General features: G+C 56.2%; 18 protein-coding genes. 7 read left to right on the top strand and 11 right to left on the bottom strand.

Annotated elements, in window-relative coordinates; all coding sequences use genetic code 11:
• Nucleotides 1–15 precede the first annotated feature (15 nt).
• Nucleotides 16–1,119 (top strand): ParM/StbA family protein, encoded by a 1,104-nt coding sequence (locus KXG62_RS22740; protein ID WP_218094310.1) that lies wholly within the window; start codon nt 16–18, stop codon nt 1,117–1,119.
• A 164-nt stretch (nt 1,120–1,283) separates the two neighbouring features.
• Here the strand turns inward: KXG62_RS22740 and KXG62_RS22745 are convergent, their stop codons facing one another.
• On the bottom strand, nt 1,284–1,538 hold the full coding sequence (locus tag KXG62_RS22745) for a MerR family transcriptional regulator (RefSeq protein WP_218094311.1): 255 nt from the start codon (nt 1,536–1,538) through the stop codon (nt 1,284–1,286).
• Between the two features lie 241 nt (nt 1,539–1,779).
• Here KXG62_RS22745 and KXG62_RS22750 point away from each other — a divergent pair, with 241 nt between their 5' ends.
• From KXG62_RS22750 to KXG62_RS22760, 3 genes are read left to right on the top strand one after another with little or no spacing between them, the layout of a single operon-like run.
• Entirely contained in the window at nt 1,780–3,390 is a 1,611-nt protein-coding gene (locus KXG62_RS22750; protein ID WP_218094312.1) for a flavin monoamine oxidase family protein, read from the top strand.
• 15 nt (nt 3,391–3,405) lie between these two features.
• A complete protein-coding gene (locus KXG62_RS22755) occupies nt 3,406–3,966 on the top strand; it encodes a RidA family protein (protein WP_218094313.1) in 561 nt (186 codons plus the stop codon).
• 38 nt (nt 3,967–4,004) lie between these two features.
• Complete coding sequence (locus KXG62_RS22760; protein WP_218094314.1) at nt 4,005–4,208, top strand: twin-arginine translocase TatA/TatE family subunit; 204 nt, start codon at nt 4,005–4,007, stop codon at nt 4,206–4,208.
• Nucleotides 4,209–4,300: 92 nt separating this feature from the next.
• Here the strand turns inward: KXG62_RS22760 and KXG62_RS22765 are convergent, their stop codons facing one another.
• The 4 genes from KXG62_RS22765 to KXG62_RS22780 all read right to left on the bottom strand — a co-directional run bounded on the left by KXG62_RS22765 (nt 4,301) and on the right by KXG62_RS22780 (nt 6,614).
• The gene (locus KXG62_RS22765; RefSeq protein WP_218094315.1) at nt 4,301–4,750 is read right to left on the bottom strand and encodes an ATP-binding protein; all 450 of its coding nucleotides are present in this window, start codon (nt 4,748–4,750) and stop codon (nt 4,301–4,303) included.
• On the bottom strand, nt 4,747–5,082 hold the full coding sequence (locus KXG62_RS22770) for an STAS domain-containing protein (protein WP_218094316.1): 336 nt from the start codon (nt 5,080–5,082) through the stop codon (nt 4,747–4,749). The genes KXG62_RS22765 and KXG62_RS22770 overlap by 4 nt, the downstream gene beginning before the upstream one ends.
• Nucleotides 5,083–5,111: 29 nt before the next feature.
• Complete coding sequence (locus tag KXG62_RS22775) at nt 5,112–5,666, bottom strand: hypothetical protein (protein ID WP_218094317.1); 555 nt, start codon at nt 5,664–5,666, stop codon at nt 5,112–5,114.
• Nucleotides 5,667–5,732: 66 nt separating this feature from the next.
• Nucleotides 5,733–6,614 carry a helix-turn-helix domain-containing protein gene (locus KXG62_RS22780; RefSeq protein WP_246627596.1) on the bottom strand — a complete coding sequence of 294 codons (882 nt, stop codon included), beginning with the start codon at nt 6,612–6,614 and terminating at the stop codon, nt 5,733–5,735.
• Nucleotides 6,615–6,792: 178 nt separating this feature from the next.
• Between KXG62_RS22780 and KXG62_RS22785 the strand changes: the two genes are divergently transcribed.
• The 3 genes from KXG62_RS22785 (at nt 6,793) to KXG62_RS22795 (ending at nt 9,797) form a co-directional block, all read left to right on the top strand.
• Entirely contained in the window at nt 6,793–8,115 is a 1,323-nt protein-coding gene (locus KXG62_RS22785) for an ABC transporter substrate-binding protein (protein WP_218094319.1), read from the top strand.
• A 37-nt stretch (nt 8,116–8,152) separates the two neighbouring features.
• Nucleotides 8,153–9,085: a glycerophosphodiester phosphodiesterase family protein gene (locus KXG62_RS22790; RefSeq protein ID WP_218094320.1), complete on the top strand. Its 933-nt coding sequence runs from the start codon at nt 8,153–8,155 to the stop codon at nt 9,083–9,085.
• A 211-nt stretch (nt 9,086–9,296) separates the two neighbouring features.
• On the top strand, nt 9,297–9,797 hold the full coding sequence (locus KXG62_RS22795; RefSeq protein ID WP_218094366.1) for a DinB family protein: 501 nt from the start codon (nt 9,297–9,299) through the stop codon (nt 9,795–9,797).
• Nucleotides 9,798–9,933: 136 nt separating this feature from the next.
• Here the strand turns inward: KXG62_RS22795 and KXG62_RS22800 are convergent, their stop codons facing one another.
• The 6 genes from KXG62_RS22800 to KXG62_RS22825 all read right to left on the bottom strand — a co-directional run bounded on the left by KXG62_RS22800 (nt 9,934) and on the right by KXG62_RS22825 (nt 26,517).
• Nucleotides 9,934–11,118 (bottom strand): glucose-1-phosphate adenylyltransferase family protein, encoded by a 1,185-nt coding sequence (locus KXG62_RS22800; RefSeq protein WP_246627597.1) that lies wholly within the window; start codon nt 11,116–11,118, stop codon nt 9,934–9,936.
• Between the two features lie 217 nt (nt 11,119–11,335).
• Entirely contained in the window at nt 11,336–19,012 is a 7,677-nt protein-coding gene (locus KXG62_RS22805; protein WP_218094321.1) for a cadherin-like beta sandwich domain-containing protein, read from the bottom strand.
• 461 nt (nt 19,013–19,473) lie between these two features.
• Nucleotides 19,474–20,676 carry an ATP-binding protein gene (locus KXG62_RS22810; RefSeq protein WP_218094322.1) on the bottom strand — a complete coding sequence of 401 codons (1,203 nt, stop codon included), beginning with the start codon at nt 20,674–20,676 and terminating at the stop codon, nt 19,474–19,476.
• Nucleotides 20,677–20,687: 11 nt separating this feature from the next.
• Nucleotides 20,688–21,554, bottom strand: coding sequence for a CheR family methyltransferase (locus KXG62_RS22815; protein ID WP_218094323.1), 867 nt, complete (start codon nt 21,552–21,554; stop codon nt 20,688–20,690).
• A 61-nt stretch (nt 21,555–21,615) separates the two neighbouring features.
• Nucleotides 21,616–25,275: a response regulator gene (locus KXG62_RS22820; RefSeq protein WP_218094324.1), complete on the bottom strand. Its 3,660-nt coding sequence runs from the start codon at nt 25,273–25,275 to the stop codon at nt 21,616–21,618.
• A gap of 84 nt (nt 25,276–25,359) precedes the next feature.
• Nucleotides 25,360–26,517, bottom strand: a complete 1,158-nt coding sequence (locus KXG62_RS22825; RefSeq protein WP_218094325.1) for a PP2C family protein-serine/threonine phosphatase — start codon at nt 26,515–26,517, stop codon at nt 25,360–25,362.
• Nucleotides 26,518–26,714 lie beyond the last annotated feature (197 nt).

Below are 26,714 nucleotides of genomic sequence, written 5' to 3' on the forward strand. Positions count from 1 at the left end.
GAGGGGAGCAAAATAATGAGACTTGCTGGCATCGATTTGGGCAATGACAGCATCAAGATCGTGTATGACGGCACGAATGAACCGATTACGGTGCCGAATATCGTGACGCCGGGCTATGACCGGCATATATTCCAGGAGGAGGACGCGCCGCACAAAGCGCTGGATGTGACGGTATACAGTCCCGCACTGACGCTGAACAACCGCCGCTGGTTCGTCGGCCAGCTCGCGACGGAGCTGGAGGACAGCAGCGAGCTGGAAGAGACGGACAACAAGGCGCTGTCCGATCAATCGCTCATCGTCGCACTGACGGCGCTGGCGTACAGCGGGATAACCGCCCCGTCCTACAGCCCTCCCTCCTATTCGCAGGCCGACGAGGTCGAGCTGGTGATCGGGACGGGGCTGCCGGTACGCACATATGCCAAATACCGCGAGTCGTTCGAACAACGTCTGGTCGGCGAGCATGAGATCGTCTTCCATTCGACGCCGCAGCTGCACGGCCGCAAGGTGAAGCTGCGCATCCGCAAAGCGGTCGTCTCCATCGAGGGAGCGGCAGCGATATTCAATCTGGCCACTCACGATAATTTGCAGGTGCGGGACGAGGAAATTTACGGCGGCGTGATCGGCGTCTGTGAGATCGGGGCCTTAACGACCGATCTACCCGTCATTCGGCGCATGGCGATCGACAACCATTTCAGCTACGGCGAACAGATGGGTCTGGCCAATTACTTGGACCCGATCCGGCGCGAGGTCGAGGATCAGTTCGGGTATGCGTTCCCGAGCCGCGCCAAGCTGGCGCAGCGCATCAAGCAGCGCGAATTCGTCATTCAGCGTATTGGCGAAGGGCAGGCGACGATCAAGCCGATCGTCGATACGTATTTCTCCCGCGCAGCCGTCCGCATTGTCGATCTGATCAAGAAGCGGTGGAAGAAATGCCCGGACATTCAGTGCTTCTACGTCATCGGCGGCGGGGCGGCGGCGCTTAAGCCGTACTTGATCGAAGCGGCCGGGCCGGTCAAGCTGCGCTTCGTGCCGGACAGCGAGCTGCAAAACGTGCTCGGGTACGTCAAGGTAGCCCGCAGCCGGATGAATCAAGGCGCTTTCGCAGAAATGACCAACTAGACGAACGACCCCGCCGGGAGAGGATCCCGTGCGGGGTCGTTCTATGCTATCCGGCGGACGAGCCGGAGCGAAACCGTGCTTGATGCGACGCATTCACAGCGGAAAGGGGCACGAGAGGCCAGCCGAACCGCGCTACATTACAGTTCCCCCTTTGGACCCGCGTATTAACTGCCGTTGCCGCTTAATCGCATGCGCTGTCCCGTATGCGGCTTCTTCCTCAGCTCCAACGTCCGAAATCCGTCCTGCAGCTTCTGATGAATTTCCTGAATTCGCTTCACGTCTTCAAACGAATACTTCCGAACCCCGCCCTTCGTGCGCTCGGGAAAAATAAGCTTGCGCTCCTCGTAATAGCGGATTTGCCGCTCGGATAATCCGGTTAAGTCCCTCACTACCCCAATGTTCATCACTTTATCTTCCATACCATTCACCTCGTATGTAATGTATAATCACAGTAAAAAGACGAACGATGCGATGAAAAGAGATGCTTTTGATTCGTATCTACCCCTCATCTTAGCAAGAGACACCTGATTATTGCAAATATTTTCGTTCGACAAAAATTTTATGTAAGGAATTCTTACACATTTGAAGTCAAAGCAAAAAATCTCTGCTACGATTTACGGTAAAGAGGCGACCCCACTTCACGTAAAGGAGCAGAGGCGAATGGATAAAAAAGAACCGGTAATGGAGATGACGCGAAGGCAGTTTCTAACGAAGGTGGGCAAGATCGGCGGAACCGCCGCCGTATTCAGCATGATGGGCACGCTCGGCCTGCTCTCTCCCGAGACGCTGAAGGCAGCCGAGTTCACTCCCCCCAATCAGGGAGACTTGACCTCCGCGCACCGGAAAGGCAAGAAGGTCATTATTCTCGGCGCCGGCATCGCGGGTATGACGGCAGCTTACGAGTTGGGGCTGGCCGGCTACGATTGCACTATACTCGAAGCGCGACCCCGCTCCGGCGGCCGCATCTGGACCGTGCGTCGGGGCACGGCAGAGACCGAGATCGGCGGCATCAAGCAAGTCGCCCGCTTCGACGAAGGGGAGACGATGTACCTGAACGCCGGCCCGATGCGGATTCCGCAGTTCCACTCCACGATGGAATACTGCCGCAAGTTCGGCGTAGCCATCGAGCCGTTCAACAACGTCAATGAGCACGGCTACTATTACAACGAGAACGTCGGGGCGCTGTCAGGTCAAAAAGTGAGGAAACGCGCGGCTAAGGCTGACGTCCGCGGCTACGTTGCCGAGATGCTCGCCAAAGCGGTGAACCAGAATGCGCTCGATTTGCCCCTCACGCCGGACGAGAAGCTAAAGCTGGTCGACTACCTGAAGCGCGAAGGCGATCTCAGCGCCGATCTGTTCTACAAAGGCTCGGAGCGCGGAGGCTATATCGAGGAACCCGGCGGCAAGCTGGATGCCGGCGTGCGGCGCGATCCGTTCGATATGAAGTCGATTATCACCTCCGGCTTCGGCATTTTCTTCGCCAGTGAATACTCCTACGACCAGCAAATGATGATGTTCCATCCCGTCGGCGGCATCGACGCCATTCCCCGAGCGTTCGAGAAGCGCGTCGGCCACATGATCGAGTTCAACTCCGAAGTGAAGGAAATCCGGCAAAACGACAGCGGCGTCCGCATCGTGTATACGAATGCGAAGACAGGCGCAACCCAAGAGCTTACCGGCGAATACTGCATATGCACCATTCCGCTATCCGTGCTGAAATCGATCCCGGCCGACTTTTCCAAGGAAATGGCCGATGCAATCGGCAAGGTCAACTATGCGTCCGCAGGCAAAATCGGCCTGCAATTCAAGCGCCGCTTCTGGGAAGAAGACGAGCAAATCTACGGCGGCAGCTCGTTGACGAATATGGACATTACGCAAATGTACTACCCGCCGACGGGCTATTTCGGCAAAAAAGGCGTACTTCTGGGCTATTACGTTACCGGAGCCAATGCGGATAAAATCGGCAGCATGCCGGTGGCCGACCGCGAAAACTACGCGCTCAGCCAAGCCGCCAAAATTCATCCGCAGGTGTATCGGGAGTTCGAGGCCTCCTTCTCCGTCCACTGGAAAAACATCAAATACAACGTCGGCGCGTGGGGCTCCTACTCGGCGGAGGAGCGGAAAACGATCTATCCGACGCTCTGCAAGCCGGACGGCCGCATTTATTTATGCGGCGAGCATATCAGCTACATTCCCGCCTGGATGGCCGGCGGCATCGATTCGGCGCGGAAGGTCGTAACGGAAATCCACGAACGCGTCATGAAAGAATAGAGAAGGGGCGATCACATGAACAAGTTCAAGTCTTTGAAGACAATGCTGGCGGCCGGCGCGCTTTCCGTCTTTTTGGCGGTCAGCGTCTATGCGGACGACACCGACAAGCCGAACAAATACCCGGCCGAGCCGATCCACGAAGCGGAATTTTACGGCAATCCATCCTCGGCGATATCCGGCGGCGTCTCTGTCCCCGCCGGGGCGGCCTACTTATATACGAGCGGCACGACGCCTCCGCAGCTCAATAAAGAAGGCGCGACCGTATATGAACGCTATGGAGATACGAAGACGCAAGCGACCGGCGTGCTCAAAAACATCGAGAACCAGCTCAAGGAAAAAGGATTGACGATGAACGACGTCATTTATTTGCGGGCTTACTTGACCGCCGACGCGGCCAAAGACAACAAGTTCGATTACGCCGGTTGGAACGAAGCGTACGGCCAGTTTTTCAACACGGAAGCGAATCCGGTGAAGACGGCGCGTTCCACGGTCGGCGTCGCCAGTCTTGTCAATGCCGATTGGCTCATCGAAATCGAAGCCGTCGCGATATACCCAAAGAAGCCAAGCGCCGAATAACGAGCCGAACCCGGCTGCACGGAAAGGATGGATGACCTTTGCTGCACAATATCGGATTACCCGGACTTCTGATGATTGTCGTTGTCGTCTTGATTTTATTCGGACCCTCCAAGCTGCCGGAATTCGGCCGGGCGGTCGGACGCACGCTGCATGAATTCAAGTCGTCGGCAAGAGAGCTCGTGTCCGAGACCAAGAATGAGGAGGACGACACGAAAAACTCCGCTGAACGCAAACCCGCTTGATCCCCCCACCACAAAGAACCCGTCAGGCTCCTCCCTGGCGGGTTCTTCTTACGTATGCGCGCTTACAACCGGCCATAACGCTAAGCCAACGTTCAACCCGGCTGCGTCTCGCGGTACTTGATCAATACGATTTCTTCCGCACCGTCCTCCGCCGAAGCGACCAGCACCTCGTCGACCAGCGCTTGCATCAGGAACAATCCGAGCTGCGAAGCGTCCGTATCGCCCAGCTTGCTCGATTCCATCGGCGCGGCAGCCTCCATCGCCCGGCCGAACTTCAGCACCCCCTGCTCGGCGCCGATCCGCACGCGCAGCCCTTCGTCGTTCATCGCATACACGATGCAAAGCCGGGCTTGCGCTTCGTTCTCCAGCTGCAGCAGCGCGTGGTTACAAGCCTCCGTAACGGCCACCTTCAGATCTTCGATCGATTCGTACGAATACCCCATGCGTACAGCCACCCCGTATAATGACAGCCGGATCGTATCCAGATGCTCGGCATCGGCCGGTACGGATAACCGGACTTCCTTGCCGCTCTCCGCGCTCATCCTCCTCCCCCTTCCACGTTCAGGAATTGGGATAAGCCCGTCATATCGAACAGCCTGCGAATTTTGGGAGAAACCTCCTGCGCAGTAATTTGCCCGTCCGAGGCTTGCCGCTGTTTCAGCAGCGACACGATAATGCCGATTCCGGTGCTGTCGATGTAGGTCAGCTCTCTCATGTTCAGCTTTAGCGGTACGCCTTCCTGCGCGGCAAGCGGCTCGACGGCCGATTGGAACAGCTCTGCCGTTCCCAAATCAAGCTCGCCCGTCATGTACACGATATGCGCCTCCGGCGCGGAAAGCACCTTCACATGAAACTTCTGGGTATCCCGTTTCATGATGCATCTCCCCTTTCCATGGAATCCACTTATGGCTCGGTTCTGTTCTTTTCGCTTGGCAGCGGCGGAGACATCAGCTCGAATGCGTTATGGTTATTGACAACGACCTGCTCGATTTGGTCGCCCTTTGCGACCCATCCCCTTGCAATAAGCGACGCCGTTCCCGAATTGACGAGAATTCTGCCCAGGTACGCGCGGTCCCCGCACTTGATATGATTGCCGAAATTAATGTGATACAGACCGGTGGCATAACCCGGCAGCGAGAACGGCTTGCCTGGCAGAAGGGTTGAGTTGATCTCGCGGTACGAGGAGCCTTCCGCGTTAAATTTAGTGCCGTCCTGTTTATAAAAGAACAGCGTAATATCCGCTGCATTCGCCGATGTATTGGATAATTGAAACGAGAAGTCCAGCGAATCTTCGGGGCTGCAATAATTGTTGACCGGAAGCTGAAATGCGATCGAATCCGGCAGGGCGCGCAGCTCGCCAGTCGCGGCGGTAGGCTCTACCGCTTTGGCCGGAAGCATGAGCATGAAGCTTAATGCGAGTGTTGGAATAGCGATTCTTTTGATCATGTTGTTCATCATGCAAATCTCCTTTAATCTTTACTGCCATTATAACGTATATGGCGGCTTTGGGCGGATATGACGCCGTCAATCGCGTCCCCACCGCAGCTGCTTTTCGCGGAACTCCTTCGGGGAGCATTGATTGAACTTGCGGAAAATTTTATAAAAATGGCCCATATTCGTCATGCCGATCTTCTCCCCGATCTCCTCAATGCTCAAATCCTGCGTCAGCAGCAGGCGCTCCGCCATCTTGACCTTATTGTAATTGACATAATCGACGAAGGACATGCCGATGACCTTCTTGAAATACTTCACAAAATGGTGGTAGCTGATATTCGCGATTTGGCTCGCTTCCTTGACGACGATTTTGCCGCTGATGTTTTTATTGACGTAATCGAGCACCGGCTTCAACCGGATAATATCCGCATGATCTTTGAAAGGCAGCACCTGACGCGTATCGTTGCGGATCAGCGTGAGCAGGATTTTACGGATCAGCATGCTGACGGCCATTTCGTAGCCTGGCGCTTTCCGCTTTTCTTCCTCGAAGATGTCCTGTATGCTCCTGGCAATCTCCGCTTTGGCGGCCCCGTTTTCGTTGAAAATATAATTGAGCTTGCTGAGCGGCGCGTTCACCCGTTCGAACAATTTCATGTACGTCAGCGTGGACGGGTCCAAATATTGATGACAGTCGAACTGGAAGACGATATATTCCACGACCCGGGACATGTCCCGGTGCAGCTGGTTCGGCCCGATCAGCACAATATCGCCGTCTTCGAGCGGGTACATCTCCTTATCGACATAAACGTCGAGCCGCCCTTTCAAAATATACAGCAGCTCGATTTGCTTGTGATAGTGCCATATATTCCAAAACCCGTCAACCTTTTTGTGAATGAATATTTTGAGCGGGATCAGCGGATTGGCATATGAAATTTTTTCGTGGTACGGGTTGTCTTCGTCGTAAATGACCAATATGCCTAGTCTCCTTTGCCGCCTGCACAAAATCGCGTAGGAAGTAACCCAAATCGCGCATAAAATTTTCGCTGCTTCTATTATAAGATAAAACTGAAACCGCTTAAAACCCATAAATCTTAAAGATCTTATGAAGCGGCATGGCAATACGGCATACAAAAATAAGGAGGGTTACTCGATGTTGCGCAGTAAACACAAATCGATTGCAGGGATCGTCATCTTGGCCGTTATGCTCGCGGCCTGCGGCAAAACGAATCCCGCCACGAATTCGACTCAGGACGCGCCGAATGCAGCGGCACCGAAACCTTTAAGCACGGAGCCGGCAACGATCGTCCTATATAACCAGCAGCTGTACAGCAAGGAAGAGATGGAACGCATCTTTATCGAACCGGTCAAAAAGAAATTTCCGCATATAACGCTCGATATCATCTATCCCGGAAAAGGTACGCAGCTGGCCGACCTGATCGCGGCCGGGACGATCCCCGACATGTTCTTCTTCAAGCCGTACATCGAAGAGCTGATCGATGCCGACATTCCGCTCAGCCTGGACGATCTGATCAAGCAATCGCAATATGATTTGAACAAAATCGATAAGGTATATCTGGATGCGATCCGCTCGTATTCGCCGGACGGCAAGCTGCTCGGCGTTCCGGTAACTTCGCAGTTTTATGCGCTGTGGTACAACAAGGACATCTTCGATAAATTCGGCGTACCGTATCCGAAAGACGGCATGACGTGGGAAGAGACGATCGAGCTGGCCAAGCAGGTCACCCGCAATGTCGACGGCGTGCAGTACCGGGGCATCGATCCGAACAGCTATTTCAACTTCTCGTCGGCGCTGTCCTTGCCGCTCATCGATCCGAAGACGGAAAAGCCGATTATTTCGGACAAATGGAAATACGTGTTCGAAACGATGATGAAGGTATATAACATCCCCGGCAACAAGCCGGCCAAGCTGGTCGACAATCAGCTGAACTCCGTGTTTGCCAAAGACATGACGCTGGCGATGATTCCGTCCTTCAACATCTTGTCCTCGCTCAAGGACGCGTCGGCCAAAGGCTTGAACTGGGATGTCGCCCAGGCGCCGAGCCACAAGGATGCGCCGAACAAATATTACCAGGTTGACTCCCACATTCTTGTCGTATCGAAAACGAGCAAATACAAGGAGCAGGTGATGCAGGTCATCATGGCCGCCACCGCGGAGGATACGCAGGTCGCACTCTCGAGAGCGGGCCGCATGGCGGCGATCAACAGTCCGGAAGTGAAGAAGCAGTTTGCAGCCGACCTGCCGTACGCGCAGGGCAAAAACATGCAGGGCATCTTCAAAAGCCAGCCGTCGGCCTTCACCCTTCAGCATAAGTATAACGGTTTGATCCGGGGACCGATCAAGAGCGCGTTCCAGGACGTGTTCGACGGCAAGACGGATATCAATACGGCGCTGCGTACGGCGGAGGAAAAGGCGAATGCCGCCGTTCAGCAGGCGAAGGAAACCGGCAAGTAACAGACGATTGAACCGATAGAAAGGTTGTGTATTCGTTTTGAACAGAAGTGCCATTCGATCCCTCGGATGTACGCTGACGATCCTGCTGCTCTCGCTTGGGACCGGCTGCGCGTCTTCCTCCTCCCTTCCAGCAGCAAAAGGCGCCGAGCCGCCGGGCGGCAAGCCGCTGCGCATAGGCCGGGCCGCCTTTACGGACAAGAACAGCGGCGTGTGGGTCGTCGCCCACATGTCCGATTGGCGCAATCATGCGGCCAATTCGCTGAGCGGCATACAGGGCGCCATCGATATGGGCGTTCATATCGTCGAGGTCGACGTGCAGCTCACCAAAGACAACGTGCCGATTCTGATGCATGACGAGACCGTGGATAAAACGACGAACGGAACCGGGAAAGTGGCCGAGATGACGCTGGCCGAAATCAAATCGCTGTACCTGAAACAGCGGCAGGGCGGCGACAACGAGCCTCTGACGAGCGAGCGCGTGCCGACACTCAAGGAAGCGATGGAGCTGGCCAAAGGGAAAGTGATGGTCAACCTCGATAAAGGCTGGGCTTACCGCGACGCAATGTGGGACGTTCTCGTGCAAACCGGGACGACCGATCACGGAATATTCAAAAGCGCAGCCAACAATGTGGAGGTGGAGAGCTGGCTCAAGTCCAAATCGCCGAGGCCGCTCTACGTCCAAGTCATGCTCGACAGCCACCTGGATAAGCTGGACGCGCTGCTCCGCGGCGCCAAGCCCGATGCGTTCGAGTTGGTGTTCCCTTCGAGGAATGCGAAGGTGATCGCCGACGAGACGTTAACGAAAATTCGCCAATCCGGGGCGAAGCTGTGGGTCAACACCATGATGCCGTCGCAAATCGCCGGCATGAAGGACGTCGAGACGACGTGGGATTGGAGCATCGGCAAGGGAGTTCAGCTCATCCAGACGGACGCCCCTTCGCGGCTGCTCCGGCATTTGAAGAAGGAATAATTGGATCATCATTCGGCTAAAGCATGCCCGCATCTTTGCGAGCAAGCCTTCGGCACCGCCCTTGAGGCGGTTGCCGGAGGCTTTTTTTCATAAACGCTGACATACAGCTGTCAACGTTCCTGATGTACAGTAATGACATACAAGGAGCTGCGCCCTTTTGTAACGGCTGCGCTCCACAACTTATGAAACGATGGAGGCTGGTTACCCGATGATGTATGTGACAATACAAGACTTTATTGACGATTACGAAAATGAAACGAAGACTACACAAAGGCTGCTGGACGCACTGACGGACGAATCCCTCAGACAGGAGATCGCTCCCGGCTACCGAACACTAGGCCATCTGGCATGGCATCTTGTCCCCGGCGCCAGTATGCTGCAGCAAGCCGGCTTGCGCTTTGAAGTGCCCGCGGAGCGGAAGGAGCCGCCGGCATCGGCGGATACGATCGCGCAAGCGTACCAGCGGACGACGCGGGCGCTGATCGAAGCGGTGCGAGCTCAGTGGATGGATGAAACATTACAGGAAACCAATCTTGTATATGAAATGCCGTGGAAAAACGGACTGACACTGGCGATTTTCCTGCGGCATGAAATTCACCACCGCGGACAGTTGACCGTGTTGATGCGTCAGGCCGGCCTGCCGCTCAGCGGCGTGTACGGCCCGACCAAGGAAGAGTGGGCTGCCTTCGGGATGGCAGCCCCGGCGATATAGCGATCGATGTCCTGACCGTCAGCGGCGTACAGGATGTAAAAGGCCTTGTCGTTTGGCTTCTATTCTGCCAACGACAAGGCCTTTTAATTGATTGGAACAGCAGGAACCCTGGTAAAACCGCGTTTCAGTATTCTACCTACCGGACAGAAACGCCCTCCATCGCAAAAGCGCCGGGCGTTATGTATATGCCGGGCTGAAACGCCCCCTGCTTCCGGACCACCTCGGCGTCTCCGACGACTTCGACGGTGCGTGCCGAGACGCTTCCGATCGTAACCCCGTCTTCAATGACGGCGCCCTCGCCGATCATCGCATTGCAGATCGAGACGTTGCGGCCAATCCGGGCATTCGGCATCACAACGCTGCGGCGGAGCGTGCTGCCTTGACCGACGATGACACCGGCGGAAACGACGGACTGCTCGACCGTTCCGTAGATCGTACAGCTGCCGGCCAGCAGCGAACGGCTCACGCTTGCAGCAGGGTCCACATACGAGGAGCCGGATGGTGACGCCGGCGTTCTTACGCTCCAGCCGCGGGACGCGCAGCTGAACTTTGGCTTGTCGCCAATCAAATCCATATGTGCTTCCCACAAGCTTTCCACGGTGCCTACATCCCGCCAGTAGCCTTCATAAGCGTATGTCTGCAGCTTTGCCCCTTGCCCGAGCATAGCCGGAATGACATCCTTGCCAAAGTCATGGCTGGAGTCGAGTCGCCTTGCGTCGCTTTCCAAAATTTGCTTCAAGTACGAACGCTTGAATATATAAATGCCCATCGATGCGAGATTGCTGCTAGGCCGGGCGGGTTTCTCCACAAATGTGGTGACTTGTCCATCTTCGCCCGTACACATAATGCCGAAGCGGTGTGCCTCTTCCCATGCGACCGGCGTAACCGCGATTGTCGCATCCGCGCCGGTCTGCCGGTGGCGTTCGAGCATCTTGCGGTAATCCATCCGGTATATATGGTCTGCCGACAAAATAAGGACATGGTCCGGCCGGTGCCGATCGAGAAAAGCCAAGTTTTGGCGTACGGCATCGGCTGTGCCGGTATACGCCCCTTCACCCGGAGGCAGAAGGTCGACTCCGTTCCCATGCTCCGACCAGACGCGGCCTGCCCCGATATGGCGGTGCAGGGAAGCCGCCTTGTACTGCGTCATGACGCCTACCTGCCTGATGCCAGAATAGGTGCAATTGCTGAGCGCAAAATCGATGATTCGGAATGCACCGCCGAAGTGAACGGCGGGCTTCGCCTTGCTGCGGGTAAACACGCCAAGCCTGCGGCCTTCGCCGCCGGCAAGCAGCATTGCTGCGCATTCATCGTAGTTCATTTTGTCATCTGCACCTCTTTCTATTGGAATGGTTGGTTCAGCGATCCCCTTCTTCAATAGTTATGTTTTAACCGAATTCAGGGAATTTGAATCAACGCTGTACCGGGTTCCTCCAAGGCGAGTGCCGACAACCGCTTTAGAACGAGCCAGCGGCGCTCCGTTATTTGGATCGCCGCTGGCTGGCTTGCCTTTAAAGTTGATATAGATATTTTATTTGTTACTTTATAGTAATATTAGCTTCAACTTCACCTGGTAAGTTCGTGACCATCTGTATGCCCATTGATTCGGCATAATAAACTACCAGCAATTTGCTTCCCGCTGTAATCGGAACCTGAAGACCGGTACTTTGAGCGGTTATAGTCTCTCCAATGGGCACAAGTCCCGTATATGCAGGCGCCAAGGTGACTCCAGTCGCTTTCTCATAAATGTTATCGTTATTGTGATCCACGTAGATGTCGGCATATACAGTTATCGTAGAACCGACCAGCGATTGGGCAATTGTGTTCTTAAAGCTTGCCTCCACCTGCGTCAACGTGCCATTTCGCGTTATGGGTTGGGCAACGGCCGTGAGCGCAGGTTCCGCGGATAAATTCAGCGGTCCCGTTGAATAGAGCGTTTGACTGTTAGCGCCGCCCCCGCTTCCAAGCACACTGTATATTCCTGACCCGCCGATAATCGTGCTGACCATGGCCGATGTGCTCGTAAATGTAAAGGTTTGAATTCTATTAACGGTAAGCGTATAAACCGTATATGTGCTGTCCGCGGCTGTTACTTTTACGTTAATGGTCGTTGGGCCGCTGCTCGCTAGCGTTACCGAGCTGCCAGTGACGCTGGCACCCGTACCGGTCGCGGTAATCGAAATCAGCGCACCGCTGGCACTTGCGGTTGCATTCACCGTCACAGCATACACTGCCGAGGTCACAGATGTAGCGTATGCATATGTTCTAGCCTTGAAGACCGGCGTCAGCGTTGCCGTTCCCGTATCCGGCGTCAGGCTGAGCATGCTCAATCTCGAATTGCTGCTCGGGTTCGGATCCTGCACAAACGACAGCTTAGCCTCCAGGTTGCCTGTCACCGTATTGAGCAAACTTAATCCTGCAGCATTCATATAGTAGACGACCAGCAGCTTGCTTCCCGCCTCTACCGGAATACTCAGCGAGTTATTCACCCCTTGCGTCGTCGTGCCAGTTGCAAGAATTCCTGTATATGGCGGCGCCAGCGGAATACCCGACGTCTTCTTCTCATATACACCGTCATTGTCATCGTCGACGTAGATGTCGGCACTGATGCTCAGCGTTGTACCGACCAGCGACAGAGCCAGCGTGTTCGACAGCCTGATGTCCGCCGCCTTCAATATGCTGTTCTGTGCCACCGTGTGCGCTACCGCCGTGACGGACGGCATCGCGGATAAATCCAGCGTGCCCGAGCCGTTATACACTGTTAAACTATTGGCGGTGCCGCCGCTCCCCAGCGTACTGTACAATCCCGTCAGCCCTCCGGCGATTGTGGTTAACGTCGCAGACGTTCCCGTGAACGTCACCGTATCCAGCTTCTCTACCGTTACCGTGTAGGACGTAGAGCTGCTGTCCGCCGCCGTCACCTTCGCGGTGATCGTCGTCGTACCGCTGCTCGCCAGCGTCACCTCATTGCTCGTCACACTTGCTCCTGTGCCACTTGCCGTAATGGTTACCGATGCTCCCGGATTCGCTGCGGCAGCACCCACCGTCACCTTCGTTGCCGCAGTCGGCACCGTCGTTGTATAGGCCGTCGTCGCCGCCTTGAAGACCGGCGTCAACGCTGCCGTTCCCGCGTCGGGCGTCAGACTGAGCGCGTTCAATTTCGAATTGCTGCTCGGGTTCGGGTCCTGCACAAACGACAGCTTGGCCTCCAGATCGCCTGTCACCGCATTGATCAGACTTAATCCTGTAGCATTCATGTAATAAACAACCAACAGCTTGCTTCCCGCCTCTACCGGAATATTCAGCGAGTTATTTTGTCCCTGCGTCGTCGTGCCGATTGCAAGAATTCCTGTATATGACGGCGCCAGCGGAATACCCGACGTCTTCTTCTCATATACGCCGTCATTGTCATCGTCGACGTAGATGTCGGCACTGATGCTCAGCGTTGTACCGAGCAGCGACAGAGCCATCGTGTTCGACAGCTTGATGTCCGCCTGCTTCAATATGCTGTTCTGCGTTACCGTGTGCGCCATCGCCGTGACGGAAGGCATCGCGGAGAAATCCAGCGTGCCCGAGCCGTTATACACTGTTAAACTATTGGCAGTGCCCCCGCTCCCCAGCGTACTGTACAATCCTGTCAGCCCTGCGGCGATTGTGGTTAACGTCGCCGACGTTCCCGTGAACGTCACCATATCCAGCTTCTCTACCGTTACCGTGTAGGACGTAAAGCTGCTGTCCGCCGCCGTCACCTTCACGGTGATCGTCGTCGTACCAGTTGCCAGCGTCACTTCATTGCCCGTCGCGCTCGCTCCTGTGCCGCTTGCCGTAATGGTTACCGATGCTCCCGGATTCGCTGTGGTAGCGCCTACCGTCACCTTCGTTGCCGCAGTCGGCACCGTCGTAGCATAGGCCGTTGTTGCCGCCTTGAAAACCGGCGTCAGTGCCGCCGTTCCCGTGTTCGGCGTCAGGCTGAGCGCGCTCAATTTCGAATTGCCGCTCGGGTTCGGGTCCTGCACAAACGACAGCTTGGCCTCCAGATCGCCTGTCACCGCATTGATCAGACTTATTCCTGCAGCATTCATGTAGTAAACAACCAACAGCTTGCTTCCCGCCTCTACCGGAATATTCAGCGAGTTATTTTGTCCCTGCGTCGTCGTGCCGATTGCAAGAACTCCTGTATATGGCGGCGTCAGCGGAATGCCTGACGTCTTCTTCTCATAGACGCCGTCATTGTCATCGTCGACGTAAATATCGGCACTGATACTCAGCGTTGTGCCGACCAGCGACATAGCCACCGTATTCGACAGTTTGATGTCCGCCTGCTTCAATATGCTGTTCTGCGTCATTGTATACGCCACGGACGTGACGGACGGCATCGCGGAGAAATCTAACGTGCCCGAGCCATCGTATATTGCCGGAATATTCGCAGTACCGCCGCTTCCAAGCGTGCTGTATCCTCCAGGTAGACCCCCGAGCAGCGTCGTTACTATTCCGAATGTCCCTGTGAACGTTACCGTATCCAGCTTCTCTACCGTTATCGTGTAGGACGTAGAGGTGCTGTCCGCCGCCGTCACCTTCGCGGTGATCGTCGTCGTACCGCTGGTCGCCAGCGTCACTTCATTGCTCGTCACGCTTGCTCCTGTGCCGCTTGCCGTAAGGGTTACCGATGCTCCCGGATTCGCTGCGGCAGCGCCCACCGTCACCTTCGTTGCCGCAGTCGGCACCGTCGTTGCATAGGCCGTCGTCGCCGCCTTGAAGACCGGCGTCAACGCTGCCGTTCCCGCGTCGGGTGTCAGACTGAGCGCGCTCAATTTCGAATTGCCGCTCGGGTTCGGGTCCTGCACAAACGACAGCTTGGCCTCCAGATCGCCTGTCACCGCATTGATCAAATTCAGACCCGCGGCATTCATGTAGTAGACAACTAGCAGTTTGCTTCCCGCCTCTACCGGAATATTCAGCGAGTTATTTTGTCCCTGCGTCGTCGTGCCAATTGCAATAATTCCTGTATATTCCGGCGTCAGCGGAATGCCCGACGTCTTCTTCTCATATACACCGTCATTGTCATCGTCGACGTAAATGTCGGCGCTGATGCTCAGCGTTGTACCGACAAGTGACATAGCCAGCGTATTTGACAGTTTGATATCCGCCTGCTTCAATATGCTGTTCTGCGTCACCGTGTGCGCCACCGCCGTGACGAACGGCATCGCGGAGAAATCCAGCGAGCCTGATCCATCGTACATCGTCGGAAGATTGGCAATACCGCCACTACCGCTTCCAAGCACACTGTATCCTCCAGGCAGGCCTCCGAGCAGCGTCGTTAATATCCCGGATGTTCCCGTGAACGTCACCGTATCCAGCCTCTCCACCGTTACCGTGTAGGACGTAAAGGTGCTGTCCGCCGCCGTCACCTTCACCGTGATCGTCGTCGTACCGCTGGTCGCCAGCGTCACTTCATTGCCCGTCGCGCTCGCTCCTGTGCCGCTTGCCGTAATGATTACCGATGCTCCCGGATTCGCTGTGGTAGCGCCTACCGTCACCTTCGTTGCCGCAGTCGGCACCGTCGTCGCATAGGCCGTTGTTGCCGCCTTGAAGACCGGCGTCAGCGCCGCCGTTCCTGCGCCCGACGTCAGACTGAGCGCGCTCAATTTCGAATTGCTGCTCGGGTTCGGGTCCTGCACAAACGACAGCTTGGCCTCCAGATCGCCTGTCACTGCATTGAGCAGATTTATTCCTGCAGCATTCATATAGTAGACGACCAGCAGTTTACTTCCCGCTTCTACTGGAATATTCAGCGAGTTATTGTACGCTTCCGTCGGCGTTCCGATTCCAAGAATTCCTGTATATGGCGGCGTCAGCGGAATGCCTGACGTCTTCTTCTCATAGACGCCGTCATTGTCATCGTCGACGTAGATGTCGGCGCTGATGCTCAGCGTCGTACCGACCAACATCATGGCCACCGTGTTCGACAGCTTGATGTCCGCTTGCTTCAATATGCTGTTCTGCGTCATTGTGTACGACACGGCCGTAACGGCGGGCATCGAGGAGAAATTCAGCGTGCCCGAGCCATCGTACATTGCCGGAATATTGGCAAGACCTCCGCTTCCAAGCGTGCTGTATCCTCCAGGCAGACCTCCGAGCTGCGTCGTTAATATTCCGAATGTCCCTGTGAACGTTACCGTATCCAGCTTCTCCACCGTCATCGTATAGGACGTAAAGGCGCTGTCCGCCGCCGTCACCTTCACGGTGATCGTCGTTGTACCACTGCTCGCCAGCGTCACTTCATTGCCTGTCACGCTCGCTCCTGTGCCGCTTGCCGTAATAGTTACCGTCGCTCCCGGATTCGCTGCGGTAGCGCCTACCGTCACCTTCGTTGCCGCAGTCGGCACCGTCGTTGCATAAGCAAGAATTCCTTGCGCGAAGGCCGGCGATAGTGCCGCCGTGCCCGCATCCGGCGTCAGGCCGAGCGTACTCAGGCTCGAATCATGGCTCAGGGTCTGGCTCACTGTCATAACGTATGCGGTCGAACTGCTGTCGGCCGCCGTAACGGTAACCGTTATCGTTGTCGTACCGCCGCTTGCCAGCGTGACCTCGCTGCCCGTAACCATCGAGCCTGCGCCGCTTGCCGTAATGGCCATCGTCGACGTTGCGTCGACTGCCGCAGCATTCACCGTCACCTTCGTTGCTGCCGTAGACACGGGAACAGTATAAGCATAAACCGCCGAAGCGAAAGCTGGCGATAGCCCAGACGGGCCTGTATCCGCCGCAAAGCTGAGCGCACTCAGGCTGGAGTTATAACCGAGCGTTGCCGAAACGCTCACCGTATACTCGGATGCCGTGCCGTCCGCCGCCGTTACTTTGACCGTAATCGTCGTCACGCCGCCGCTTGCCAGCGTGACTTCATTGCCGGATACGACGGCTCCCGTACCGCCTGCCGCAATGGTCACTACAGCTCCGGCATCCGCCGCTAAAGCAGTAATAATAACTTTCGATGCTGCGGTAGAAGCGGCCACCGTATACGCATAGGTCGTCGAAGCGAAAGCCGGCGACAATACCGCTGCACCCGAATCCGCCGTGATGCCCAGCGCATTTAGGCTGGAGTCATGGTTCAACGTGTTGTTCACCGTAAGCGTATAGGTGCTGGAAGCACCGTCCGCCGCCGTCACCTTCACGGTAATGATCGTAGCACTGCCGGCTGCGAGCGTGATTTCATTGCCCGATACGCTTGCACCCGTGCCGCTCGCTGTCATCTCCACCGCTGCCGTAGCATCGGTGGCCGAAGCGTTCACGTTTACTTTCGTCGCTGCCGACGATACTGCAGCCGTATACGCGAACGTGTCGGATGCAAAGACCGGGGATAATGCAGTAGAGCCAATATTCGCGCTGAAGCCAAGCACGCCTAATCTGGAGTCATGGCCGAGTGTCTTCGATACGGTTACTCTGTACTCGGACACCGTACCGTCCGCAGCCGTAACCTGTAACGTGACCGTCGTTGGTCCGCTGCTCGCCAGCGTCACTTCATTGCCGGTCACGATGGCTCCCTCGCCGCTTGCCGCTAGCACCACCGTTGAAGCGGCATCGACTGTTGCCATACTTATCGTCAGTTTCGTGGCCGTCGTGGACACGGCCGCGGTATAGGTATGATTGTCCGGCGTGAAAGACGGAGACAACGCCGCAGCGCCGGAATCCGTTACGATACCGATGGAGCTCAGTTCGGAATGATGGCTTAAACGTTTGGAAAACGTCGTCACATATTCTGTGACATCGCCACTCTCCGCCGTCACCTTCACCGTAACGGTCGTATCCCCGCTTGCGGCAAGGGTGACTTCATTGTCGGTCACAACGGCGCCCGCACTAGCTGCGATTTGGACGGATGCGAACGCATCCGCCGCCCCCGCGCTCACCGTAACCTTAGTCGCCGCCGTAGATACGGCAGCTGTATATTGTCGGATTTCCGCTGCGAAAGCAGGTGATAATGTCATGCGTCCCACATCTGTGCTGAAACTGAGCGCACTCAGGTTCGAATTGTTACTGCGGCTTTCACTGCTGCTGCCGCTGCCAACGCTGCCGGAACTTCCGCTCCCCCCGCTCACCGGTTCGGAAACCGGTGTAACGGTTACATCCGAAGGCTGACTGTTCGTGTAGGGCTTCCCTTGAATGACGGCTTCCGCACCGGAGCCCATAACGACCTGTGCCGGCCAGTTGTTCAGGCGAGCGCCGGAGCCTTCCTTGGCGATATGCGCTTTATCGACTTTTCCATCACCTTCGATCGTTAACGGAGAGGTAATGAGAAGGTCGCCAATATGCACATTCGCCTCCGCCCGGATAGCAGCGTTTGCTGCCGTCATGGCATGAATGCTCGAATTCCCTTGCAGTACCAGAGAACCGCCGCCTTGGATAAATGCCGTTCCACCCACATGGATATTGTCAAAAGCGGTGACCCCATTGATTCCGGGAGCTACATAAAGATTCCCGTTAATCGTCAACCCGCTAATCGTGACGCCGTCGGCATTAATCAGCACATTGCCATGCAAAGCGCGGTCCGGCGCTTTGTACTCGCCCGGCTGATGATAGTAGCCCGCGATCATGTTGTCGAGAATCTGAACAACCTCAGCGCGCGTGATCGTATCTTGCGGGTAAAAGTTACCGTCGGGACGACCGCTCACATAGCCTTTGTCGCTCATCTGCCTGATGATCGGCGCGGCCCAATCAGAGATGCGCCCGGCATCGGCAAATGATGCGGCAGAACCGGTTCCACCCGTCATCTGAAAGGCTCGTCCGAGCATAGCGACCGTTTCTTCACGCGTAGTCGCGTTGTCCGGGTACAGCATGTCCCCCGCTCCCTGCATAACGCCGGTAGCTGCGACGCGGCGCACGCTATTGTAGTACCAGGCATCGGAGGAAACATCGCTGAAGCGCTGATCCGTAGCCTGCCTATACTGAAGCATCCGGTCAATAACCGTTGCCAGTTCGGCGCGCGTGATCGAGGAATCGGGACGGAATCGTCCGTCACTGCCCTCCAGAACGCCATTGTCCGACCAGCGCTCAATAGCGGCTCCTGCCCAATGACCGTTCGTATCGTTATAATAAGGAGCGGCTTGTGAAGCTTGCTGTGTTTCTGCCGGCTCCGCCGCCAATGCAACGATAGGCAATAAATTGAATACCAGCGAAAGAGATAATACGAAACAGACCGTTTTGAACCATGAGTAATTGTTCATTCTGCACCTCTTACAAAGAATATGACCGTTTGCGCGAACGTTTTATATAACGAACAAATAGAGCTGAACGCGCTGTATTCCCTTTTCATCGGACTACTTCGCCTATCCGATGTTCCACATCCACCTCTCCCAGAAAAAATTCCTCGTAAAAAGATGCCAAGGCGAATTTCACTTGATGTAGAGGAACGTGGCACCATCCGTCATACCATTCAATGGTACCACATCCGGTATAAACAAAATCTAAACAACTTCACAGCGTTTCTGATTCCCTATCGTTTCTCGCTGCACCGTCTTCAACTTGTCACATAATCGTCAAAATCACTTGTCGAAGCCGGCCTCTATGTCTGACCGCAATCACATGCACGGCGGAGGCCACCCCCGCAGCTCCACAACAAAAAACCTGCGATCCGCCGAGATCCCAGGCCACTGCTCCTTAATTGAGTAAAATCCGAACCTTCCGTCTACTCCACTCCGGTCAGGCACAGCTGCTCTTCGCAGCGCTTGGCCTGTATCGTGAACACAAACTCCGCTCCCGCTCCGTTCCCGTCCGCCAGCGAAATCGACCCGCTCATCAGCTGCACCAAATTTTTACAGATCGCAAGACCAAGGCCGGTTCCCCCGTGTTTGCGCGTCATCGAGGAGTCGACCTGCGTGAACGGCTGGAACAGCAAGCCGCGCTTCTCCTGCGGAATGCCAATCCCCGTGTCGATGACGCGAAATTCAAGCGACAAAGGGCCGACCGATGGTTCCTGCCGCATCACTCCTACCGTCACGTGGACGCCGCCTTCTTCCGTAAACTTAACGGCATTGCCGATCAAATTAATTAGAATTTGACGGAGCCGCGGCTCGTCGCCAATAAGGCAGCCAGGGACCGCGGCATCGATATCGGACGTAAGCTCCAGCGATTTGCAGCGGCATTCCGGCAAAAACATCTCGATCGTTTCCAACAAGCAGGCGCGAAGATCGAAGGGCTCCTTCTTGATCTCCATTCTCCCTGACTCGATTTTGGACAAGTCCAAAATGTCGTTAATAATGTACAGCAGCGCGGTCCCGCTCCGCCGAATCGTATCGGCGTATTCCTGCTGCTCGGAGGTCAGCCGCGTCTCCAGCAGCAGGTCGGCCATGGCCAGCACCCCGTTCAACGGCGTCCGGATCTCGTGGCTCATGATCGCCAAAAACTGCGCTTTGGCGATCGCCGCCTGCTCTGCGGCTTCCTTCGCCTTTTCCAGCTCGCGCGTTCTTTCGTTCAGCAGCGCCGTCTGCTCGCGAAGCTTGACCTGCGCGATATGAATGCTGACGAAGCCTTGAATTTTGGATTTCAGCGTACGCGGCGAGAACGGCTTCACGATATAATCGATCGCTCCCACCGAATAGGCAGTGAACGAATAGTCCTGTTCGTCCGGCGCGGCCGTCACGAAAATGATCGGCACCGCCTTCGTCCGCTCGCGCGATTTAATCCACTGCGCGGTTTCGAAGCCGTTCATACCCGGCATCTGCACATCGAGCACAATGACCGCGAAGTCATGCTTCAGCAAGCAGCGCAGCGCCTCCTCCCCGGAAGACGCTTTGACCAGATCATAATTTTCATCTTCCAGCACCGCTTCCAGCGCAAGCAAATTTTCAGGCTGGTCATCGACGAGCAGAATGCGGATCGGTTGTTCCATACCAATCCTCCTCACTTCATCTTGCGAAATATTTTTTCCTGTGTATCGAGCGTTTCGTAACCATCGGCATGCTTCGTAAACGTAATCGATTCCTTGGACCCCAGTACCAAATAACCGCCCGGCGTCAAGCTTTCATAGAACAGCCCGTGCACTTGATTTTGCAGCGTCGCGTCGAAGTAGATCAGCACATTGCGGCAAAAGATCACATGAAATTCGTTAAACGACCGGTCGGTTACAAGATTGTGCTGGGCAAACACAATATGCTCCTTCAGCATCGGATGGATGACGGCCGTGTCGCCTGAAGCCGCGTAATACTCCGAGAACGCCTCCTTGCCCCCCGCCAGCATATAGTTCTTCGTATATTCCTGCATCTTCTTGAGCGGATAAGACGCTCGTTCGGCTGCATGCAGCACCTCTTCGTTAATGTCGGTGGCATAGATCGTCGACCGTTCGTACAGCCCTTCCTCATACAGCAAAATCGCCGTGGAATATACTTCCTCTCCGGTCGAACAGCCGGCATGCCAGATGCGGATGGCAGGCAGCTCCTTCAGCAGCGGCACCACCCGCTCGCGAAACGCGGCGAACATGGACGGGTCGCGGTACATCTCGGTGACGTGAATGACGAGATCGCCGATCAGCCGCTTCATGCAGCGCTTATCGTGCAGAACGCGCTCCAGCAGCCCCGAGACGCTCTGCAGCCGCTCGGCGTAGATGCGGTGCCAAATACGCCGGCGCAGCGAAGGATACGCATAATTACGGAAATCATATCCGTAAAACCGGTACAGCCCTTCGAGCAGGAGCTGAATCTCCAGCCGTTCGCGCTCCTCTTCCACTTTTTCGTTGCGATCCCCCGAATCGAGTCCCTTATCTCTATCCATATCAACGAACTGCCCCTCTGGGCGGGTGCCCTTTATTTCTCTTCGTTGTACTATTCACCGATTATTTGCACAGCCAAACTCTCATTAGCGAAAGCAGCTGTTCCGTATGAACCGGCTTCGTAATATAGTCGGATGCGCCCGCCCGGATGCATTTCTCGCGGTCCTCCTTCATCGCCTTCGCCGTCAGCGCGATGATCGGCAGCTTATCGAACTGTTCGTCCGAGCGAATCGCCTGCATGGCTTCATAACCGTCCATCTCCGGCATCATGATGTCCATCAGCACGAGATCGAAGCCCGGCTCCCGCTCCAGCAGCTCCAGCGCCTGCCGACCCGTCTCTGCGAAGGCCACCTGCATGCCGAGGCCTTCCAGCAGATTGGACAGCGCGAACACGTTGCGAATGTCGTCGTCCACCAGCAGCACCTTCCGGCCCGAGAAGACCGCTTCGATGCTGTGCAGCTTTTGCAGCAGCTGCTTCTTCTCGTCCGGCAGCCGTTCTTCTACCCGGTGAAGGAACAAAGCCGTCTCGTCGAGAAGCCGCTCCGGCGATTTCACGTCTTTGATGATGATCGATTCGGCATACTTTTTCAGTCGCAGCTGCTCGTCTTTGCCGAGCGTCGTGCCCGTATACAGGATGATCGGGATGCGGCGCAGCGTTTCGTCCGCCTTGATCCGGTCAAGCAATTCGTAGATCGGTATATCGGTCAGCGCGTAATCGAGCACTATGCAGTCGTACAGCTGCTCCGCCAATCGCGCAAGCGCCTCTTCCCCGCCGGCCGCCGCCGTAATGCTGACGTCGTCGTGCGCGATCAGCTCGGTCAGTCGGTTGCGCTGCGCTTCGTCCGGCTGGACGATCAGCAGATTTCCGATGCTCCGGTCGACAAACTTCTGGATATGCACGAACGCCTCCTCCAGGCCTTCTCTGCTCGTCGGCTTCTGCAGCCAGGCGATCGCTCCGAGCGCGAGCCCCTGATGGATTTCGTCGACCACCGAGATGACATGGACCGGAATGTGCCGGGTAGCTGCATTGTTCTTGAGCTGCACAAGCACGGACCAGCCGTCGACGACCGGCAGCTGCATATCGAGCAGAATCGCGTCCGGCAGCCGCTCTTTGGCGAGCTGCAGCCCCGTATCGCCCTGCAGCGCGACGATCGCTTTGAAGCCGCGGCCCCGTGCCATATCGAGCAGGATCGTTGCAAAATGCGGGTCATCCTCGATGATGAGCAGCACCTTGTCGCCCTCGCCCACCGCATCGCGGTCATCGGCAATGGAGACGCTCTTCCCGGCGGAAGGCGTCGTGCCGGGAAGGGCCAGCGACCGCTCGTGCCGAGCCTGCGCTGCCTCCATCGGCCGCGGCTCGACAGCCGGCGGAAGCTGCACGAGCGCCGTCGCCGCCTCGCGCGACGCAGGACCATAGCTCATCGGCAGCCACAGCGTGAACACGCTGCCTCGGCCTTCTTCGCTCGCCAGCTCGATCGTGCCGCCCATGAGCGAGGCGAGCTGACGGCTGACCGACAGCCCGAGGCCGGTTCCTCCGTATTTGCGGCTCGTCGTGCCGTCCGCCTGCTGGAACGCTTCGAAGATCATTTGCTGCTTCTCCGGCGGAATGCCGATCCCGGTATCCTCGACGGCGAACGCGACCATCGGCCGCGGATCGGACACATGCCGGACGACAAGGCGAACCTCGCCGTCAAGCGTAAACTTGAACGCGTTGGAGAGCATATTCTTCAATATTTGCATCAGACGGGAACTGTCCGTATGAATATGGAGCGGCACGCCTTCTTCGACCCGGATATCAAAGCCGAGCGCCTTGGACTGGGCAAGCGGCTCGAACGATTTGTTCACGTATTCGGCAATTTCCCCGATGCTGACCTGCTCCTGGCGAATATCCATCCGCCCCGATTCGACCTTCGCCATGTCCAGCACATCGTCGATCAGTTTGAGCAGATCGCAGCCGGAAGAATAGATCGTATCGGCATATTCCACCTGCTTGTCAGTCAAATTGCCGTCCTTGTTCTCCTTCATCAACTGGGACAAGATCAGCAGGCTGTTGAGCGGCGTGCGGAGCTCATGCGACATGTTCGCCAAAAACTCGGACTTGTAGCGCGAAGCGATTGCCAGCTCCAGCGCATGCTTCTCAAGCGCTTCCTTCGCCATCTCGAGCTGGCCGTTGACTTCCTCCGTCTCCCGGATTTGCACCTCGAGCTCGGCCGTCTTCCGCATCAGGGCGTCGTTGGCCTGCTCCAGTTCTTCCTGCTGCCGCTGCAGCAGCTCCTCCGAAGCCTGGAGCACCTTCGTCTGCTCCTCCAGCTTCTCGTTGGACGCCTTCAGCTCATCCTGCTGCGACAGCAGCTCCTCGGACTGGCTTTGCAGCTCCTCGGTCAACGCCTGGTGAATGCGCAGCAGCTCTTCGTTATGCAGCCGGCTCTGCAGCGCATTGAGCAGCGTGCCGAATGTTTCGCTCATTTGGTGAATCAGCGTCTGCTCCAGCTCGGACAGCTGTTTCACCGAGACAAGCTCGAACACGCCCAGCACATCGTCGCTGTATAGAACCGGCTGCAGCGTCAGGGTGAGCGGCTCGATCTCGCCGAAGGCAGAACGAATGCCAGCATAGTCTCCGGCCGGAATCTCTACGCGAATCGGCTGCCCGTCCTTGGCGCATTGGCCCGCCAGGCCTTCGCCGATCCGGAATTGCGGTGCAGGATTCGCCTGCGTGTAAGCGTACGTTCCCGTAAGGTACAGCAGTTCCTCCCTCGCAGATTTCCTAACGACATAGAACGCGCCGCTTTGCGCGCCGACAATGCGGGCAAGCTCGCTAATAAAAATCGTCGTCATGGACTCGACCGAATCGGCCTCCTGCATCTGAAACCAGACGCTGGCCGACTTCGATTGGAGCCAGATCGTATCTTCGTTAATGCGCTGAAGCGCCTCTTCTTTCTTGCGCGTAGCGTGCAGGTCGTCCGCCAGCTGGCTGAACACTGCGCCGAGCCGTCCGAGCTCGTCACTGGAGTTCGTCTGATACCGGAACGCATTGGCCTCCCAGTCCCCGTTCGTAAAATGGCTCATCATCGCGGACAGCAGCGACAGCCCGCGCGTCATGCTGACGAGAATCCATAGAATGAGAGCCATTCCGATCAGCACGCCGGGGATGGTCAGGATCAGCACGTAATTCGTCGTCCGTTTATTGTCGCTGAGCGTGCTCGCGATCTCCTTATCCATCGCTTCTTCCTGATACACGCTGATCGCTGTCATGCTGCTGAGGAAATCTTCCAGCAGCACAGCGCCGGTCGTATTGCGAAGCGCGTTAGCCTCCTCCGGCTTTCCTTGTTGATGCAGGCTGACGGCTTGATCCTTGAATTCCAAATATTTTTTGCCGGCACTCATCAATTCGGAGGCCAGCCTCTTCTCTTCATTGTCTTGAAACAACGTTTCGATTTGACTCATTTGCGTCGTTACTTTTTTGCTCAGGCTGCGAATCGAATCGGAATTTTTTTTCTCGCTGTCGGCGCTCGCAGCCAGCAGCAAATTGCCGACGGCCCTTGTCAGATCGGCGGCATCGCTGCGCATCTGCCCCGTCAGCTTTACTTTTTGGTACCGGTTGTCGTAAATATCCCGAATGGAGGCGTCGCTGCTGGCCAACTGGTTCACACCAATAGCAGCAAGCACGAACAGCAGCACCAGCATGATGCCGAATCCCAGAATAAGCTTTGTTTTCATTTTCATATCGTCTTGGTTCACTCCCCGTACATGAAAAAACTCGGGCCGCTCCTTGCCTGCCCGGTCGCCGCCGGTCCCTCCGTCCTCTCCTCAGGTCGCCCGGATCAGCACCATGCAAATGTCGTCGCTCTGCTCCTCCCATGCTTGCGCGGGCAGCAGCTTGTCGACGAGAACGCCCGGGTCCTGCTCCTGGCTGATGCTGTCGCAGAGCCGACCGGCCAACACGTCGTATTCCGGCACCTCGTCCGGATGGTTATCGGGCAGTGGAATCGATTCGAGCAGTCCGTCGGTATACAGCGCGATGCGAATGGGCCGCTCGTACGTAAAGCTGCTGCTTACGATGTCCATTTGGTCGAAAAAGCCGACTGCGCAGCTTCCCTGATTGAGTAAAATCGGCGATTGTCCTTCCTCGAACAGCAATCCGGGCGGGTGTCCGGCGTTGACGTATTCAACTTTTTTATGCTTTGTATCAATGAGCAGGTAGATCGCCGTAAAGTAATAATTGACGGAAGGTTTCTTGCGGTTGAGCTGATTCATATAGCGGTTCAGCTCCGCGATGACGAACTCAGGAGAAACGAAGCGGATAATGGTGTCCTGCATCACCGAGGAGATGAACATGCACACAAGCGAAGATGAGATGCCGTGCCCCATCATATCGAGCAAAATAACGCCGTACCGGTCGTCATCGATCCGGTACCAGGCGTATAAATCCCCGGCCAGCTCCGAGGAAGGGTAGTAAGCGGCGCGAATGTCGAGCTGCTCCCTGTGAAGCGGCGGGCTGAGGACGCTGGACTGCACTTGCTTGGCCAGTTCCAGCTCGCCCCGCAGCCTTGTCTCGTATTCTTTATGCCAGTCTTTCTCGTACTTGAGCCGCAGCGCGGCGCGAATGCGTGCGATCAGCTCCACCTTATTGATCGGCTTCATGACATAATCGCTGGCGCCCGCCTCCAGCGCCTCCGCCAGCTTGATCGAATCCCCTACGGCCGTCACGATGATAACCGGAATATCCTTCAGCCGTTCATTCTGCTGGATGCGCCGGCATGCTTCGATGCCGTCCAGCTCGGGCATCATCATGTCCATCAAGATCAGATCGACCGGAATGCTGCCTGTCTCGGCATGCTCCTGAAGCCGGTCCAGCAAATCGCCGGCGGATGCGAATTTCCAGAACGAGTCATAACCCGCGCTCATTAATATTTTTTCGATCACGATCAGATTGATCGGATTGTCGTCTACAATCGCAATATTCATCCTTGTTGTCGCTCCCCGCTCTATCGGCTGTACGGTCGCGAAGACCGCCTGCGGTACGTGCCTATGTTTCATTATAACGGCTTTATCACCTTTATGTAACCGTAAAGACAGGACGATGAATCAGTTAAGCCGCATGGAACGGGCCGGAGAAAGATGGAAAAGACCCGGCGGCTCGCTCTGAGGTCCGTCAGGTCTTT

It is taken from the genome of Paenibacillus solanacearum (genome assembly GCF_910593845.1).
Taxonomy (GTDB): domain Bacteria; phylum Bacillota; class Bacilli; order Paenibacillales; family NBRC-103111; genus Paenibacillus_G; species Paenibacillus_G solanacearum.

Bases quoted from the DNA above. Each gene is read 5' to 3' on its own strand.
- KXG62_RS22745 (WP_218094311.1), bottom strand. From the start codon at position 1,538: ATGGAAGATAAAGTGATGAACATTGGGGTAGTGAGGGACTTAACCGGA.
- KXG62_RS22785 (WP_218094319.1), top strand. From the start codon at position 6,793: ATGTTGCGCAGTAAACACAAATCGATTGCAGGGATCGTCATCTTGGCC.
- KXG62_RS22770 (WP_218094316.1), bottom strand. From the start codon at position 5,082: ATGAAACGGGATACCCAGAAGTTTCATGTGAAGGTGCTTTCCGCGCCG.
- KXG62_RS22800 (WP_246627597.1), bottom strand. From the start codon at position 11,118: ATGAACTACGATGAATGCGCAGCAATGCTGCTTGCCGGCGGCGAAGGC.
- KXG62_RS22820 (WP_218094324.1), bottom strand. From the start codon at position 25,275: ATGAAAATGAAAACAAAGCTTATTCTGGGATTCGGCATCATGCTGGTG.
- KXG62_RS22740 (WP_218094310.1), top strand. From the start codon at position 16: ATGAGACTTGCTGGCATCGATTTGGGCAATGACAGCATCAAGATCGTG.
- KXG62_RS22775 (WP_218094317.1), bottom strand. From the start codon at position 5,666: ATGATGAACAACATGATCAAAAGAATCGCTATTCCAACACTCGCATTA.
- KXG62_RS22755 (WP_218094313.1), top strand. From the start codon at position 3,406: ATGAACAAGTTCAAGTCTTTGAAGACAATGCTGGCGGCCGGCGCGCTT.
- KXG62_RS22765 (WP_218094315.1), bottom strand. From the start codon at position 4,750: ATGAGCGCGGAGAGCGGCAAGGAAGTCCGGTTATCCGTACCGGCCGAT.
- KXG62_RS22810 (WP_218094322.1), bottom strand. From the start codon at position 20,676: ATGGAACAACCGATCCGCATTCTGCTCGTCGATGACCAGCCTGAAAAT.
- KXG62_RS22750 (WP_218094312.1), top strand. From the start codon at position 1,780: ATGGATAAAAAAGAACCGGTAATGGAGATGACGCGAAGGCAGTTTCTA.
- KXG62_RS22815 (WP_218094323.1), bottom strand. From the start codon at position 21,554: ATGGATAGAGATAAGGGACTCGATTCGGGGGATCGCAACGAAAAAGTG.
- KXG62_RS22805 (WP_218094321.1), bottom strand. From the start codon at position 19,012: ATGAACAATTACTCATGGTTCAAAACGGTCTGTTTCGTATTATCTCTT.
- KXG62_RS22795 (WP_218094366.1), top strand. From the start codon at position 9,297: ATGTATGTGACAATACAAGACTTTATTGACGATTACGAAAATGAAACG.
- KXG62_RS22825 (WP_218094325.1), bottom strand. From the start codon at position 26,517: ATGAATATTGCGATTGTAGACGACAATCCGATCAATCTGATCGTGATC.